Source organism: Paracoccus rhizosphaerae, assembly GCF_026162645.1.
Taxonomy (GTDB): Bacteria; Pseudomonadota; Alphaproteobacteria; order Rhodobacterales; family Rhodobacteraceae; genus Paracoccus; species Paracoccus rhizosphaerae.
The window spans coordinates 1-16440 of record NZ_JAOTBE010000070.1; the positions used below are offsets into that span (position 1 = coordinate 1).

The window sequence follows — 16440 nt, forward strand, 5'->3', positions numbered from 1 at the left end:
CGACCTGGCGGAGTTTCGCGACGATCTCTTCCGGCTTGTGCTTTTTTTGGGGCATTCCTTTATCCTCCATCTGGCCCGAAAGCCTACTTCAGGGAGGACCACTTTTCAGGGGGCAGGCCAGGAAAGGGCGCCGCGATAGCTGGCAATGAACCGGAACTTCACGGCTTTTGAGCCGCGAAGAACTGAGCCGCCTTTTTTAGCACCTCCCTCTCCTCGCGCAGTATGCGGTTCTCTTTGCGCAACCGTTCGTTCTCGCGGAGAAGATCACCATCACATTCCGGCGCCTTCGCCTCATCGGACATCGACCGGATCCATTTGCCGAGCGTCGAAAGCCCGACCCCAAGATCAGACGTAACCTGACGCCGTGTCAGGCCGCTGGTGAGCGCGATGCGAACCGCATCACGCTTGAACTCCTCGCTGTGTGTCGCTGCCATATCCTGTCTCCTTTGAAGAGAGCATCGCTCTCAGAAGACCGGAACGGAACAGGTGCAGGTCCAGCCTGAGCTTTAACGAGGTAAGGGGAAGTCCTGCTTCAACGCCGAGTTCTGCAGCAATGCCGGTTTGCAGCCCGCAATCAGTTCGCCATAATGTTTAGCGAACGCTTCGACGCTTGAGTGTCCCAAACCGCATGGACCGGGCCAGATACACAAAGTTCAGGACACTCCCCATCTCCGTCTCGCCCGCCGGCTCGTGGTAGAACGATGAGCGCGAGATCGACAAAAGGCGACACTGCGCCCCGATCGACAACATTGAATGGGCCCGTTCGATCATGCCGCGTCTCACTTGCCGGTCCACGGCTTGAGCTTTCGTGACAAAAAATCGTTGGCAACAGCCAGCTCCCCGATCTTGGCATGCAAGGATCGGACTGTCTCCTCGTCCACCGCCGCCGGCTTCCGACTGCCCCGCTCGAAGATATCCGCAGCGCCCTCCAACAGCGCTTTCTTCCACTGATGGATCATCGTCGGATGCACGCCGTATTCGGCCGCCAGCTCCGGCACCGTGCGCTCGCCCTTCAGGGCTTCCAGCGCCACACATGCCTTGAAGCCCGCGTCATGGTTCCTCCGTTTCCCCATTCCTGATGTCCTCGTTCTTGACGCCAGCAAACGTCAGATCGTAGCTTCCGTCACTGTCCGATTTCTGCGGAGTAGCTCACTCTTGTGGGGGTCTCGGTCGTTGGCGGGCTCTCGCTTCTCTTCGGGATAAGCACAGTGGCTCTCCCGCCATGAGATCAGAAGAGCGAGGTGGTCCAATCTGGAGCGCGGCCTGACAGCATGTGCTGTCGGAACTAGACCCATTGCGAACTCGCCTCGCCCGTTGTCCCGCGAAGGACGCCTGTCTGCCGGCGGCGGAACTCTTGCTTCTTTCCTACACGGTCATGCTGCCGTGGCTTCCTCCCGTGACCAGCGGAAATCGCTGCCATCAACCCAAATCCGTGCATGATCACGGCAAGGCGCCGGGCCAAGGCCACAATCGCTTTCTTGAGGCCGCCTCGCTTCGCCAAGCTTATGGCCCAAGCTTTCAGCCATGACCATTTCTTGTCCCGGGTCAGCAGAGGCTGCGCCGCCTAATAGAGCAACCCTCGCATCATGCCATGAACACACAAGGACACCCGTCCGATCCGGAGCCTGTGGGCGGGTCGATATCAATCCATTATTTCCGGTTCCGGCAATCCGTTGATACGGCAGCAAGCAGTGAGGGTGTTGGCCAGCAAGCAGGCGATGGTCATAGGGCCTACGCCGCCCGGCACCGGCGTGATCGCACCCGCGACATGTGACGCGGCGGCGTAGTCCACATCGCCTACAAGACGCTGTTTGCCTTCGCGCTCAACGCGGTTGATGCCCACGTCGATGACCGTGGCACCGGATTTGATCCAGTCGGCGCCGATCATTTCGGGTCGGCCGACTGCGGCAACCAGGATGTCGGCATTGCGGCAGATGGCGGGCAGGTCGCGGCTGCGAGAATGCGCGACGGTGACAGTGCAGCTTTCCTTCAGCAGAAGCTGCGCCATCGGCTTGCCGACGATGTTGCTGCGACCGACCACAACGGTGTTCAGCCCGGCCAGCGATCCAAGTTGATCCTTCAGCAGCAACAAGCAGCCCAGCGGCGTGCAGGGCACCATCGCCTTTTGCCCAGTACCCAGCAACCCCACGTTGAAGATATGGAAGCCGTCCACGTCCTTGGCCGGGTCAATGGCGTTCATCACCAGGTCGCTGTCGAGATGATCTGGCAGCGGCAGTTGGACCAGGATGCCATGGACCGCCTGGTCTTCGTTTAGCTGCCGCACCAGCGACAGCAGCGTTTCCGCATCGGTGTCAGCCGGAAGCCGGTGTTCGAAGGAGGCCATGCCGGCAGCCTCGGTTTGCGTGCCCTTGTTCCGGACGTAGACGGCCGAGGCGGGGTCGTCGCCCACCAAGACGACAGCGAGGCCCGGTGTCACTCCATGTTCTGCCTGAAGCCGGGCGACCTCGGCGGCGATACGCTGGCGCAGGTTGGCGGCAAAGGCGCCGCCATCGATTTTCTGGGCGTTGGCTGGTGTCTCGGCCAAGGGGCTGGCGGTGACGTTCATCGGCAATCTCCTATTCAGGCGCCGCCGCGGCGGCAACAAAAGCGTCATGCAGCGATTTCGCTGACAAGTGCGAAGCAAAGACCGAGGTCCGGCGGCTCTTTTCGCGGCTGACCATCAGGCAACCGACGGAAGATGATGCTTCTGGCTGCCCTGCATGGCCACGTCCGACCATCAGCGGGAAGCACAGCACCTCGTGGCGAGCGGCGCGGGAAGGGGCCAGCCTGATCCCTCGTTTGGAGCCTAGAAAAGTCCCTCGATCTGTCCCAGGTCATTCAAGCCTATTGTTTCCGCGGCGGGATGGCGTGGCAGGCCTGGCATGGTCATGATCTGACCGCAGACCGCGACGATAAATCCGGCGCCGGCGTTCAGTCGTACTTCCCTGACAGGAATGACATGACCTTCCGGCGCGCCGCGCAGGTCCGGATCGGTCGAGAAGGAATATTGCGTCTTGGCGATGCAGATCGGCAGATGGCCATAACCCTCTTCCTCCCACAGATTCAGCTGGGCGCGGACGCCGGGCAGCGCTTCGACATGGGCGGCGCGGTAGATGCGGGTGCAGATGGTCTCGATCTTCTGCCACAAAGGCATCGCGTCGGGATAAAGAGTGTGGAAATCAGCCTCGCCTCCCTCCACCAGCTCGACGACCCGGTGGGCCAGTTCCTCGGCACCGGCGGCGCCCTTGGCCCAGTGCCGGCAAACGATCGCCTCTGTGCCGTGGCGGATGCAATAATCCTGCAGCGCCGCGATTTCAGCGGGGGTGTCACCCGCAAAGTGGTTGACGGCGACGACCAGCGGCAGGCCGAAGCCCCGCAAATTTTCGATATGTCGGCCCAGATTGGCGCAACCGCGCGTGACCGCAGCCACATCTTCCGTGCCCAGATCCTGCTTGGCGGTACCGCCGTTCATCTTCAGCGCACGGATGGTCGCCACCAGGACCACGGCTGCGGGCGTAAAGCCGGCGAGGCGGCACTTGATGTCCAGGAACTTCTCGGCCCCCAGGTCCGCGCCAAAGCCTGCCTCGGTCACGACATAGTCGGACAGGCGCAGCGCAGTGTCAGTGGCGATCACGCTGTTGCAGCCGTGAGCGATATTGGCGAACGGACCACCATGAACCATGGCCGGGTTGTTCTCCAAGGTCTGCACCAGGTTCGGCTGCAAGGCATCCCGCAACAGCACCGTCATGGCACCGTCAGCCTTCAGGTCGCGAGCGGTGATCGGGCGGCGGTCCCGGGCATAGCCGATGACGATCCGTCCCAGGCGCGCGTGCAGATCGTCCAGGTCGCGGGCAAGGCACAGAATGGCCATCACCTCGGAGGCGACGGTGATGTCAAAGCCGGTCTGGCGCGAAAAGCCGTTCGATGCTCCGCCAAGACCCACGACGATGTCGCGCAGGGCGCGATCGTTCATATCCATGACGCGGCGCCACGTGATGCGGCGCGTGTCGATGTCCAGGGTATTGCCCCAATAGATGTGGTTGTCGATCATCGCAGCCAGCAAGTTGTGGGCCGCCGTGATCGCGTGGAAATCACCCGTGAAATGAAGGTTCATTTCCTCCATGGGCACGATCTGGGCATGGCCGCCCCCGGCCGCGCCGCCTTTCATGCCGAAGTTCGGCCCCAAGCTCGCCTCGCGGATGCAGACCGTCGTGCGCTTGCCGATGCGGTTCAGCGCGTCGCCCAGGCCGACGGTGGTGGTCGTCTTGCCTTCGCCGGCAGGCGTCGGGTTGATCGCGGTGACCAGCACCAGACGGCCGTGTTGTCGGCCGGCAAGCCCGGCGACTGCATGATGCGCGATCTTTGCCTTGTCGGGGCCGTATCGCAGGATGTCGTCATCGCCCAGGCCCAGCTTGGCGGCGATATTGCCAATGGGCTGCTTCCGGGCGGCGCGGGCGATCTGGATGTCGGATGGCATCCGCTCGGGATGGAGCGGCGGGTGCGAGCAGTCATCATGAGGCATGTCTAGATTCCGTGATATAGCGGGAACAGCGCGCAGAGTGCCTTGACCTCGTCGGCGACGCGCGCCTCGGTCTCGGTATTGCTTTCAGGACCATTGGCGGCCAGGCCGTCGACGATCTGCACGATCCAGCGGCCGATCTGCCGGAATTCCTCCTCGCCAAAGCCGCGTGTCGTGCCTGCGGGGGAACCCAGTCTGATACCCGAGGTCACCGTGGGCTTTTCCGGATCGAATGGGATGCCGTTCTTGTTGCAGGTGATATGGGCACGGCCAAGTGCGGTTTCGGTGTCATTGCCCTTCACGCCTTTGGGCCGCAGATCGACCAGCATCAGGTGGGTATCGGTGCCTCCGGTCACGATGTCCAGGCCGCCCTTCATCAACTCGTCGGCCAGGGCCTGGGCGTTGGTGACCACCTGTTTCGAGTAGTCCTTGAATTCAGGCCGCAGCGCCTCGCCGAAGGCCACGGCCTTGGCGGCGATGACATGCATCAGCGGTCCGCCTTGCAGGCCGGGGAAGATGGCGGAATTCACCTTCTTGGCGATGTCCGCATCGCTCGTCAGGATCATCCCGCCACGTGGCCCGCGCAGGGTCTTGTGGGTCGTCGTCGTCGCCACATGCGCATGAGGGAAGGGCGAGGGATAAAGTCCGGTCGCCACAAGTCCTGCGAAATGCGCCATGTCCACAATCAGATAGGCGCCCACCTGATCGGCGATCTGCCGCAGCCGGGCAAAGTCGATGATGCGCGGGATGGCCGAGCCACCGGCGATGATCGCCTTCGGCCGGTGTTCCTTTGCCAGCGTCTCGACCTGATCATAGTCCAGCTGGCTGTCCTGCTTGCGAACGCCATATTGAACAGCGTTGAACCATCGGCCCGACTGGTTGGGCCTTGCGCCATGGGTCAGATGCCCGCCTGCATCGAGGCTCATGCCCAGGATGGTGTCACCCGGTTGCAGCAGCGCCAGGAATACGCCCTGATTGGCCTGACTGCCACTGTTCGGTTGGACATTGGCGAAATCGCAGTCGAAGAGCGCCTTGGCCCGTTGGATTGCCAACTCTTCGGCGATGTCCACGAACTGGCAGCCGCCATAGTAGCGCCTGCCGGGATAACCTTCGGCATATTTGTTCGTCAGTACCGAGCCCTGCGCCTCCAGCACCGCGCTCGACACGATATTTTCCGAAGCGATCAGTTCGATCTCATCGCGCTGGCGGCCAAGTTCCTGTCGGATGGCGGCGAAGATCTCGGGATCACGGTGGGCAAGGTCTTCTTCAAAGAAGCCCGTTCTGGATGGGTTCTGGTTCATGTCTCTCTCCGTTTTCGGCTATCCGGTCCAGCCAAGCGCCGTGGAGATGCAGTTCATCGTCTGCATCAACGTTATGGCATCTTTTGCGTTCGGCTGCTGGCGGTTCTCGTTCAACAGCTTGATCTGCAGCTCGTGGACCCTGACAAGATCGGTCCGCACGCGCCCGAAGCGGGCCGCCATGTTGGGGAAGCGGTCGCCCAAGTCTGGCGTCGCGTTCAGGAACAGGACGGCTGCCCGGCTGCGTTCGTATTCCTGTGTGATCTGACCCAGGATGTCCTGCCTCTCTGCGACATTCGAAACCAATGCTGCATACTTGGCCGCGATCTCCATGTCAGCGTGAAACAGCGACTTTTCGACCTCATCCACGATCAGGCGGAAGATGCGCGACGTCTTGAACATTCGCCGCAGCAGCAAATCGCCATCATCCCGACGAAAACGCCGGAACGTGTCGATGGCCGAGCCGAAACCATACCACCCGCTGATCAGGTGCCGATTTTGCGACCAGGCGAAGACCCAGGGTATCGCCCGCAGATCATCCAGGCTGCTCGCGCCGAAGCGCCGGGCGGGGCGCGATCCCATCTTGAGCAGAGCAAGCTCTTCGACCGGGCTTGCCTGCGTGAAATAGGTGACGAAGCCCGGACGGTGCAGGAGCTTGCAATAGGCAGTGAAGGACATATCCGCCAAGGCTTCCAAGGTGTCGCGGAACTCGGGGCAGACGGGTTCGGCCGGGGACTTCAGCGACTGCGCCATGACCGACGAGGCCAGCAGTTCAAGTTGGTACTCCGCCGTACCGCGATTGGCGAACTTCGAAGAGACGACCTCTCCCTGTTCGGTGGTGCGCAGTCGGCTGCCGATCGTGCCGCGCGGCTGTGCGGCGATCGCTCGTTCGGTCGGCGCCCCGCCACGGCTGACGGAACCGCCCCGCCCGTGGAAGAAGGTGGGGGCCAACTTATGCCGCGCCAGTGTCCGGGTGATGCTCCGCTGCGCCTTTTCCAGCTCCCAGGTCGAGCAGACGAACCCGCCGTCCTTGTTGCTGTCCGAGTAGCCCAGCATGATCTCGACCCGACCATCGTCGTTCAGGCTCCGACGGGCGAGCGGAGTTTGCAGCAACTCGTCGAGAATGTGCGGCGCGGCACGCAGGTCGGCGATGGTTTCGAACAAGGGGACCACGCGCAGGTCCAGACGCTCCGACCCGAAGCCGGCATAACGCGCCAGCAGGAACACGCCCAGAAGATCATCGCAGGACCGCGTCATCGACAGGATGAAGGGCCCCATGGCGGACGGATCGGGCCCGAAACGCATCCGGTGCATCAGGCGCAGCAGTTCCAGCAACTCGACCGTTTCGCAGCCCAGCTTGTCGGACTGCAGATCCGGCAGGTTCACCTGAGCCAGTTCGGACCGCAGCCGGCGCGACCACTCGGCGCTGCCATAGACGGGAGCCTCGCCGGCACAAGACCAGACTTCGGCAAGCGCCCGTGTCGTGACCGAGGAGTTCTGGCGCACGTCCAGCGTCACGGTCCGGAAGCCGAAAACCTGGGCCTGCAGGCGCAAGGGCCGGACCAGCGCCTGTCCCAGGCGCTCGGCGCCAATGCTTGCCAGCGCTGCCTCGACCTTGCGAAGCTCGGCGATGAACTCGAGCACATGGGCGTAGGCCACTCCAACCTTGCCTTCGGCGGTGGCGGCGACGCGGTGCTTGATGGCGGTCATGGCCTGACGGAAATGTTCGCCGGGATTTCGGTGGCGTGCCTCAGGCGGTAATTTTGCGGCCTCGATAACCGACCGGAGCAGGTCGCGCGCTTCCTGAGGCAATGCCGCGATTTCGGTGCTGATACTCAACTGCCGGATGGCGCGCGTCAGGCCCTGGTCATAGCGGTCGAGGATTGCCCGCTGGTTTGCGGCCAGCGCCACGCGCGTTGTGTCGGCAGTAACATGGGGGTTGCCATCGCGGTCGCCGCCGATCCAGGAATGAAACTGCAGCAGCGGGATTCCGGCTGCGTCATGGCCAAGATGCGGCCCTACCGCCTTGTCGAAGCGCTGCAGGACGTTTGGCACAGCATCGAACAGGCTGTCGCGAAAGAATTGCAGGCCCCATTCGATTTCCTCAAGGGGCGTCGGTCGCTGGCGGCGCAATTCGCCGGTCAGCCATAGCAGGTCAATTTCGCCCTCGAGGTCCATCAACAGGTCGGCGCGTTCGCGTGGGGTCCAGCGATCGGTTTCGAGATTCACCAAGGCGCGATAGATGCGACGATGGATTTCCAGGACGGTGACGCGCTTGGCTTCGGTCGGATGCGCGGTCAACGTCGGCCCGACGTAAAGCCCACGGGTGACGCGGCGGAGATCGTCGGCGGTGATGTCGGTGAAGGTGCTCAGCACGCGTGCAAAGCTGCCTTCTACCGCAGCGGGTCCAGCGTTCGTCTCTACCACCCGCCGGTCACGGGTGGCGGCATTTTCATCGATGATGCGCAGAAGCTGGAACCAGATATCCAGCCCCTGCAGATAGGCTCCGGTATCGGCGCCCGTAGGCAGATCATCGGTCGCGCCGAGAAGTAGCGGCAGGACCTGCGGCGCTCGGCGGGCAATGACGTTCTGCCACAGCCTTCCCATCTCGTCTCGCAGCCGGCTGGCATAGTCGCTGGGCGCGGCCATAGGGTGGGTCCGCTTCACAAACGCTCCGTGCATCAGTTCACCCGGTCACGCGGTTCGCGCCCTGCAAAGAAGTCCTGAAGGTTGTCGATGACGCGAAAGCCCATGGCCTCGCGGGCCTCGCGGGTCGCACTACCCAGATGCGGCAACATCACCAGCCGGTCCGACTCCAGCAGTTGCGGATTGACGGCGGGTTCCCCATCGAAGACATCCAAGGCCGCCCCGCCGATCGTGTCGAACCACAGCGCATGCAGCAAGGCCGCTTCGTCGATGACCTCACCGCGCGCCGTATTGATCAGGAAGGCATCGGACCGCATCCGGGCCAAACGTGCCGCGTTGATCAGGTGCCGGTTCCCGGCCCCGCCGGGGCAGTGCAGCGAGACGAAGTCGCAGTCTGGCAGCATGTCATCAAGATCAGGAACTTGCGTCGCCTGACACTGAGCCAGCACGTCGGGTGCCACCGGGCTGCGGTTGTAAGCCAGGATCTTCATGCCAAAGCCATGATGCGCCCGACGGGCCATCTGTTGACCGATGCGGCCATAGCCAACGATCCCCAGTGTCTTTCCAGAGACCTTGGTGCCGACCAGATGCGTCGGTCGCCAGCCGGTCCACTGGCCCGCCCGCAACTCGCGTTCGCCCTCGCCAGCGCGGCGCGCCACCATCAGCAGCAGGGTCATCGCTAGATCCGCCGTGCATTCACTGAGCACATCGGGAGTATTGGTGACAACGATGCCATGCTCGGCCACGCGGTTCAGATCGATGTGGCTGTAGCCAACACCGTAATTGGCCAGGATGCGCGTCTGGGGCTTGTCGCATTCCAGGGCAGGTGCACCGATCTTGTCCGTCACCGTGGGCAGGATCGCGTCGTATTCCCTGATTGCCGTCCGAAACTCCTCGGGCAGCAGGGGTTTGTCGCCCAGGTTCAACTGGGCATCGAAGATTTCGGACAGGCGCGCCTCGACCGCTGCGGGCCAGCGCCGGGTGACAAGCACTCGGGGTTTTGCCATCGCCGCGCCTCCTTACTGCATGACGCGGGCGATGGTCGCCCCGATCACGGCCGGGTTCTCGGCCATGGTGACGCCCGCTGCCGCCAGGATTTCCACCTTCTCAGACGCGCTTTCACCGAAGGCCGAGATAATGGCACCCGCATGTCCCATGGTCCGGCCCTTCGGCGCGGTCAGGCCCGCGACATAGGCAACGACGGGCTTGGTGACATTGTCTCGAATATACTCCGCCGCTTCTGCCTCTTGCGGACCGCCGATTTCGCCGATCAGGCAGATGGCATGGGTGTCGTCGTCATTCTGGAAATGCTCCAGAACGTCGCGGAAGGACGAGCCGTTGATCGGATCGCCGCCGATGCCCACGCTGGTCGAGATGCCCAGGCCCAGTTCCTTCAGCTGCGCTGCGGCTTCATATCCCAATGTACCCGAACGGCCGACGATGCCCACGTTGCCAGGCAGGTAGATATGGCCCGGCATGATGCCCAGCATGGCCTTGCCCGGGCTGATCGTGCCCGCGCAGTTCGGGCCGGTCAGGATCATGCGGCGTTCTTTGGGATAGCGGTACATGTAGCGCTTGACGCGGATCATGTCCTGCGCCGGGATACCGTCGGTGATGCAGACACAGTAGCGGATGCCCGAGTCCGCCGCCTCCATGATGCTGTCGGCAGCTGCGGGTGGCGGCACGAAGACAAGGGTCGCGTCGGCACCCGTTTCGGCAACCGCCTCTTTCATCGTGTTGAAGACGGGCACGCCCTCGACCGTTTCGCCGCCTTTGCCAGGAACAACGCCCCCCACCACCTGGGTGCCATAGTCCAGCATCTCCTTGGTGTGAAAACGCGCCATCTTGCCGGTGATGCCCTGGACAAGGACACGGGTTTCGCGATCCAGTAAAATGCTCATCACACGACCTTCAGGTTGGGGTTGCGATTGGTATCAGAGCGCCACGCCATCACGGCGCGCTCGGCAGCTTCCATCAGGGTGGTGGCCCGGATCAATGGCAGGCCGCTCTGCGCCAGGATCTTCTGGCCTTCCTTGACATTGGTGCCCGCCAGGCGGACGACGACAGGAACGTCCACCGGCTCTTCGCGCAACGCGCGCACCACGCCTTCGGCCACCCAGTCACAGCGGTTGATGCCCGCAAAGATGTTGACCAGGATTGCCTGGACGTTCTTGTCCGACATCACCAGGCGGAATGCCTTGGCGACCCGCTCAGGCGTGGCGCCGCCGCCGATGTCGAGAAAGTTCGCAGGCTCGCCGCCGGCCAATTTGATCGTGTCCATCGTCGCCATGGCAAGCCCGGCACCGTTGACGATGCAGCCGATATTGCCGTTCAGCCCGACATAGGACAATCCGCGGTCGGCGGCGCGGGATTCGCGCGGATCCTCTTGCGACTTGTCGCGCAGCTCCGAGACCTGGGGATGGCGGAACAGGGCGTTGTTGTCGAAAGTCATCTTGGCGTCCAGCGCCAGGATACGGTCGTCGCCGGTGATGACCAGCGGGTTCACCTCGACCATGGTGGCGTCGAGATCGCGGAAGGCGCGATAGCAGCCCAGCAGCGTGCGGACCATCTGCTGCACCATGCCGGGCTTGATCCCAAGGGCGAAAGCGATCTCGCGGCACTGGAATTCCTGCAGGCCGACGGCGGGCTCGACCGTGGCGCGTACGATGCTCTCCGGTTGCTGGGCCGAGATGTCCTCGATCTCCATGCCGCCCTCGCTGCTGGCGACGATCATCACGCGCTGGCGGGCGCGGTCGAGCACGAAGCCTACATAGATCTCTCGCGTGATGGGGACCGCAGCCTCCACATAGACGCGATAAATACCCTTGCCCTCGGGACCCGTCTGGTGAGTGACGATTTTCTGGCCCAACATGCCCTCGGTCACCGTCTGGATTTCGCTGTCGCTGCTGCAGAGCTTGACGCCGCCCGCCTTGCCGCGGCCTCCGGCATGCACCTGCGCCTTGACCACCCATCGATCCCCGCCCATCTCGCGGGCACGATAGGCGGCCTGCTCGGGGCTGTAGGCGAGGGCACCCTGGGGGATGCCGACGCCGAAGTTGCTGAGTATTTCCTTGGCTTGGTATTCGTGAATGTCCATCTCCGCCTCCTCCCAGGGCTTCGTTATTCGGCCGCGATCATTGTCTGGTAATGCTTTTCCAGACGGTCGTTGATCCGTTCCATGTCGATCTCGGCGCCCATCCTGTTAAGGGCGGTACCAAAGCGGTTCACGATGTCCCCAATCGCATTCTGGTTCAGCAGGTTCAGAATGCCGATGCGAACCTGGACGGGCTCCGACAGGGTCGGCCAGATGCCGAAGCCCGACGCCCGGCAAGCTTGGACCAGTTCCATCTCGCGACCGGCCAGCCTATCGGGTAGGTTCAGCACTACCAGAGAGGTCATGTTCGATGTGACCTTGCAGCCCATGGCCGTCACCGCATCCCGCAGAGCTGCCTCATGGAACGCATAGGACTTGGCGCGCCCGGCCACCGTCTGTTGCAATGTGATCCGCAGCGCTTCGTGGAAGGCGGCGACGGCATAGGCACTGTGGGTGCGATGATAGATGCCCTTCTCGACATCCTTGCCGTCGACGATGCCCCAGTGCCGCGCCTCGAGGATCGGGTGGTGCACGAAGGTTCGGCATCCAGTGTGACGCAGGTTGGCAATATAGCGATCGGTGAACGAAACCGGAGCATACGTCAGCGGCAGGCAGCAGATGCCCTTCTGCGGGCAGGATGCCCAGCCGTGGACGCCAGGAAAGTCGTCAATGCGGAAATCCTCCACACCCAGCGACGACACTGCATCCACCAGACCGATCACCCCATGGCTGACACAGGCATCCGAGAAGCCTCGCAAGTCGTTGATCCGCCCCGACCCAGTTTCCCAATGTGCCATCGCGGCCCATTTCGGCTTATGCTCGGCCAGTGCGGCTTCGACGATTTCTACAGTGACGGATTGGCCATGCGGCACGGTCATGATGGTGACAGAAGCGGGCTGGGGGTCCATGGGGCTGGCGGCCAGTTCTTCGGCCGTTGCGGCCTTCATCCTCAGGGTCAGACCGTCGATCCCCGAGAAGGTGCCGTTGACGAAAACGACCACCTTGTCTCCCGGCATGACTGCGCTGAACAGACAGTCGAGCCCGCTCCAGCCCGTTCCTGCCACGCCAAAGGTATGAACGTTCTGGGTCCCCATCACCGTGCGCAACATCAGCTTGCATTCGATCATGCCGCGCAAGACGTCGGCTTGCATGTGGTCAGCCATGCCTGCACCGGCGAAGCGCTTGAGGATCCGCGGATCGGTATGTCCCGGCCCAGGGCCTGCGGCCATCGTGTCGGGTATTTCGAGCTGTGGGAAGATTGTCGCTTCGGTCATAATATTTCCTCATGATCGCGCTGATTGAAATTAAGAAACTCCTTCTAGACGGACGACACAACGTAACATTATGCTGCCTTTGGGTAGCTAAACGGGCGGGTGGCTTCCCACCCATAAGGGGGCGGCGCCCTTGATCGGGCCGCTTCCGCCTCAAGTCAAAGGATCATCACATGCGCACTGTGGAAGCAGCTGAACGGGCCATCACGATCATCCTCGCCGACAGCAATCCATTGGTGCTTTCGGCCTTGTCAGAGGTTTTCGAACGAGATGAACGGTTCTCGCTGCTAGCCACGTCTGCCACGGCCGAAGGCTTTCTGGCCAGCGTCGTGCGGGTTCCAGCGCAGTTGGGAATCATCGAGTGGAGCCTCCCGTCGATAGGGGGCGCACGCCTGATGGAGAAGCTGCGCGACGAGGCCGAGAGCCCCCGCATCGTCGTCTATGGCGATCAATCTAGCGGCGCACACTTGGCAGCCATGGGAGCAGGGGCAGCAGGTTTCGCTCCGCGCAGCGGCTCTGTCGAGACGCTGCTCGAGACCTGCGCCGCCGTGGCGGAAGGCAAGATGGTCTTTCCCTATCTCGATGTGCGCGACCTGCAGAACAGTGTCATGCAAAGCCTATCACGGCGCGAAACCGACATGCTCGAAGCATTGTCCAGGGGACTGACGAACCGCGAGCTCTCTCGGGAACTTGGGATTTCGGCCAATACGGTCAAATTTCATCTGTCGAACCTGTATGACAAGCTTTCCGTCAAGAACCGCGGCCAGGCCATCGCTTCCTATTACGCAAGTCGAAACGGATGAATTTGCAACGGCATGTTAGACAGCGGATGGTTGCGCAATCTCTGGTACCTATTGCGCATTGACACGCAATAATATTTCCACCTCTCTACGGCTATCCTCCCTCATCACAACACGGAGCAACAAGCCATGAGCTTTTTTCCCATCGAACAAGCCCCTGCTCGCCTGAACAGAAGCGAACTTGCCGTGCCCGGTAGCCAGCCTCAGATGTTCGAAAAAGCTGCCGCTTCCGAAGCGGACGTGATCTTTCTGGATCTTGAGGACGCTGTTGCGCCCGACGAGAAGGCTCAGGCCCGCAAGAACATCATCAAGGCTCTCAACGAGATCGACTGGGGCCGGAAGACCATGTCGCTGCGAATCAACGGGCTTGATACGCACTACATGTACCGCGATGTCGTGGATGTCGTCGAACAGGCTGGAGAGCGGCTGGACCTCATCATGATCCCGAAAGTGGGAACGGCTGCCGACGTCTATGCCGTGGACATGCTGGTCACCCAGATCGAGGACGCCAAGGGCTACAAGAAACGGATCGGCTTCGAGCACATCATCGAGACCGCCCTTGGAATGCAGAACATCAGTGAGATTGCCGCGGCCTCCAAACGCAACGAAAGCCTGCACTTTGGCGTCGCCGACTATGCTGCCAGCACGCGAGCCCGCACCACCATTATTGGTGGCGTGAACGAAAAGTACTCTGTCCTGACCGACAAGGACGCTGAGGGCGACCGTCAGACACACTGGGGCGACATGTGGCACTATGCCCTTTCGCGCATGGTGGTCGCGGCCCGAGCGAATGGACTGCGTCCGATCGACGGTCCATTCGGCGACTTTTCGGACCCCGAGGGTTACAAGGCCGCCGCCTACCGTGCTGCGGTTCTTGGCTGCGAGGGCAAATGGGCGATCCATCCGAGCCAGATCGCGCTGGCCAACGAGGTGATGAGCCCTTCGGCTGCCGAGGTCGAGCGCGCCCAGAAGATCCTTGACGCCATGGCCAAGGCAGAGGCCGAAGGTAAGGGTGCAGTGTCGCTGGACGGGCGCCTGATCGACTATGCTTCGATCCGCCAGGCCGAGGTCCTGGTCCAGAAAGCCCGGCAAATCGCCGCATGACATCGAACACCGACGAAATGCGCGCCTTGGCGCGGGCTCTCTATGACGAGGCTGTTCGTGCGGCCGATCCCGCGCTGGCCGTGCGTCGGCATTTTGACAAGCAGCCCCCCGCCCCGCTGCCGGCGGGGGGCCGGAACATTCTAATCGCCATCGGCAAGGCGGCCCCCGCCATGCTGGCCGAGGCGATGCGGCATGTGCGCGCGCCGGTCTTGGCGCTTGCGGTCACACACCACGGCAACGATCGGGCAATTCCCGGCGCCACGGTGCTGAGCGCCGGCCATCCGGAACCAGATGAGGCTGGCCTGCAGGCGGGCCGACGCATTATCGAGCTGCTTGACGGGGCCGAAGCGCAGGACCGGGTCTTTGCGTTCATCTCGGGGGGCGGCTCGGCCTTGGTGCCCACGCCCCGCCCGCCCTTGACGCTGTCGGAGAAGCAGCAGGTGAACCGTCTGCTTCTGGCCAGCGGGCTGGCGATCGAGCAGGTCAACCTGATCCGCCAACACCTATCGGAACTCAAGGGCGGCGGCTTCCTACGCCATGCTGCACCGGCCCGGGTCACGGCGCTGATCCTGTCCGATGTGATCGGGAACGATCTTGGAGCCATCGCCAGTGGTCCCACGGTGGCGCCGCTGGGGACCGCCCAGGACGCGCTCGACCTTCTGTCGCAGCGAGCGCTTTTGGATAAGATGCCTCTTGCTGCCGTCAACTTGCTGACCGAAGGGCGCGCGGCACCGGCCACGCCCGCTGCCGACAACTACCTGATCGGCAGCAACGAAAGCTCGCTCGCGGCGATGTGCGATGCCGTACCGCCGGGGTGGACTGCGCAGATCTTCAGCAACCGCTTGATCGGCGATGTGTCCGACGCTGCCTCACGCATTGCCGAAGCTGCCTTGCAGGCATCGTCCCGTGGGCGACAGGCCCTGATATTCGGCGGGGAAACGACCGTGAACCTGCGTGGGAGCGGCAAAGGGGGTCGCAATCAGGAACTGGCGCTACGCGTGGCGATGCTGGGACGCGACTGGCAGCGGCCTTGGGTGTTTCTCAGCGGCGGGACCGATGGCCGTGACGGTCCGACTGACGCAGCAGGCGGTGTGGTTGACGGCACTACTTTGGCTCGGCTCGAGGCCGCAGGCGTTGACAGCACGTCACTGCTCGCCAACAACGACAGCAACGCGGTGCTATCCGCGTCCGGTGACCTGCTCATCACAGGGCCCACAGGCACCAATGTGGCAGACGTGCAGGTCCTGCTGCTTTTCTGACGCTTCGCGCATATGCACAGACGCCAAGTAAAAGGCGACGATCCTTTCGCATATGTCGGGCATCAAGATCTACAATCGAACTGCTCACAGATACGGAAGAAAGGTTGAATTTCATCGAGCGGGAATCTGGCAAGGCAGAATAATCTCCAACTCGTCTTGTGACCGGACCGAAATCGATGCGATGCAGGACAGCCGCGTCAGAGGCCGCTACCCCCGGCTATTCTAGCGATGTCCAGAAAGACGTGGGGTTGGACCTTCAGGGTCTGCGGGTGTGACCGAGAGGCTTTAACACTTCGGCGTCTCCATGCGCGACACTGACGGTAATCCTCAGCCCCTCGCGGTTGAAGTCGTCCAGCACGTTCAGCAGCCGGAACTGCCGCCCGTCGACCAGACGATCGGCCATGAAGTCCATCGACCAGACCAGGTTCGGGGCCTCGGGCACAGCCAGT

12 protein-coding genes and 3 pseudogenes are annotated in these 16440 nt (G+C 62.5%); 3 read left to right on the forward strand and 12 right to left on the reverse strand.

Features of this window, described 5'->3' with window-relative positions:
- Positions 1-120: 120 nt before the first annotated feature.
- The 11 genes and pseudogenes from OC184_RS16835 to OC184_RS16880 form a co-directional block, all read right to left on the reverse strand.
- Positions 121-434, reverse strand: a pseudogene (locus OC184_RS16835) (transposase); the annotation flags it as partial.
- Positions 435-779: 345 nt separating this feature from the next.
- Positions 780-1073 carry a transposase gene (locus OC184_RS16840; RefSeq protein ID WP_265508323.1) on the reverse strand — a complete coding sequence of 98 codons (294 nt, stop codon included), beginning with the start codon at positions 1071-1073 and terminating at the stop codon, positions 780-782.
- Positions 1074-1373: 300 nt separating this feature from the next.
- Positions 1374-1564, reverse strand: a pseudogene (locus OC184_RS20545) (IS110 family transposase); the annotation flags it as partial.
- Between the two features lie 78 nt (positions 1565-1642).
- A complete protein-coding gene (gene folD, locus OC184_RS16845; protein WP_265508324.1) occupies positions 1643-2566 on the reverse strand; it encodes a bifunctional methylenetetrahydrofolate dehydrogenase/methenyltetrahydrofolate cyclohydrolase FolD in 924 nt (307 codons plus the stop codon).
- Between the two features lie 240 nt (positions 2567-2806).
- Positions 2807-4477 carry a formate--tetrahydrofolate ligase gene (locus OC184_RS16850; RefSeq protein WP_265508334.1) on the reverse strand — a complete coding sequence of 557 codons (1671 nt, stop codon included), beginning with the start codon at positions 4475-4477 and terminating at the stop codon, positions 2807-2809.
- Positions 4478-4524: 47 nt separating this feature from the next.
- Positions 4525-5820, reverse strand: coding sequence for a serine hydroxymethyltransferase (gene glyA / locus OC184_RS16855; protein ID WP_265508325.1), 1296 nt, complete (start codon positions 5818-5820; stop codon positions 4525-4527).
- 18 nt (positions 5821-5838) lie between these two features.
- Positions 5839-8484, reverse strand: coding sequence for a phosphoenolpyruvate carboxylase (locus OC184_RS16860; RefSeq protein WP_265508326.1), 2646 nt, complete (start codon positions 8482-8484; stop codon positions 5839-5841).
- A gap of 14 nt (positions 8485-8498) precedes the next feature.
- A complete protein-coding gene (locus OC184_RS16865) occupies positions 8499-9470 on the reverse strand; it encodes a 2-hydroxyacid dehydrogenase (RefSeq protein WP_265508327.1) in 972 nt (323 codons plus the stop codon).
- Positions 9471-9482: 12 nt separating this feature from the next.
- On the reverse strand, positions 9483-10364 hold the full coding sequence (gene sucD / locus OC184_RS16870; protein WP_265508328.1) for a succinate--CoA ligase subunit alpha: 882 nt from the start codon (positions 10362-10364) through the stop codon (positions 9483-9485).
- Positions 10364-11560, reverse strand: coding sequence for a malate--CoA ligase subunit beta (locus tag OC184_RS16875; protein WP_265508329.1), 1197 nt, complete (start codon positions 11558-11560; stop codon positions 10364-10366). The genes sucD and OC184_RS16875 overlap by 1 nt, the downstream gene beginning before the upstream one ends.
- 23 nt (positions 11561-11583) lie before the next feature.
- Positions 11584-12831: an aminotransferase class V-fold PLP-dependent enzyme gene (locus OC184_RS16880; RefSeq protein ID WP_265508330.1), complete on the reverse strand. Its 1248-nt coding sequence runs from the start codon at positions 12829-12831 to the stop codon at positions 11584-11586.
- Positions 12832-13001: 170 nt separating this feature from the next.
- Here OC184_RS16880 and OC184_RS16885 point away from each other — a divergent pair, with 170 nt between their 5' ends.
- The 3 genes from OC184_RS16885 (at position 13002) to OC184_RS16895 (ending at position 15991) form a co-directional block, all read left to right on the forward strand.
- On the forward strand, positions 13002-13631 hold the full coding sequence (locus OC184_RS16885) for a response regulator transcription factor (protein ID WP_265508331.1): 630 nt from the start codon (positions 13002-13004) through the stop codon (positions 13629-13631).
- Between the two features lie 126 nt (positions 13632-13757).
- Complete coding sequence (locus OC184_RS16890; protein ID WP_265508332.1) at positions 13758-14732, forward strand: HpcH/HpaI aldolase/citrate lyase family protein; 975 nt, start codon at positions 13758-13760, stop codon at positions 14730-14732.
- A 17-nt stretch (positions 14733-14749) separates the two neighbouring features.
- Positions 14750-15991 carry a glycerate kinase type-2 family protein gene (locus OC184_RS16895; protein WP_322630223.1) on the forward strand — a complete coding sequence of 414 codons (1242 nt, stop codon included), beginning with the start codon at positions 14750-14752 and terminating at the stop codon, positions 15989-15991.
- 277 nt (positions 15992-16268) lie between these two features.
- Here the strand turns inward: OC184_RS16895 and OC184_RS16900 are convergent.
- Positions 16269-16440 (reverse strand): annotated as a pseudogene (locus tag OC184_RS16900) (IS3 family transposase); the annotation flags it as partial.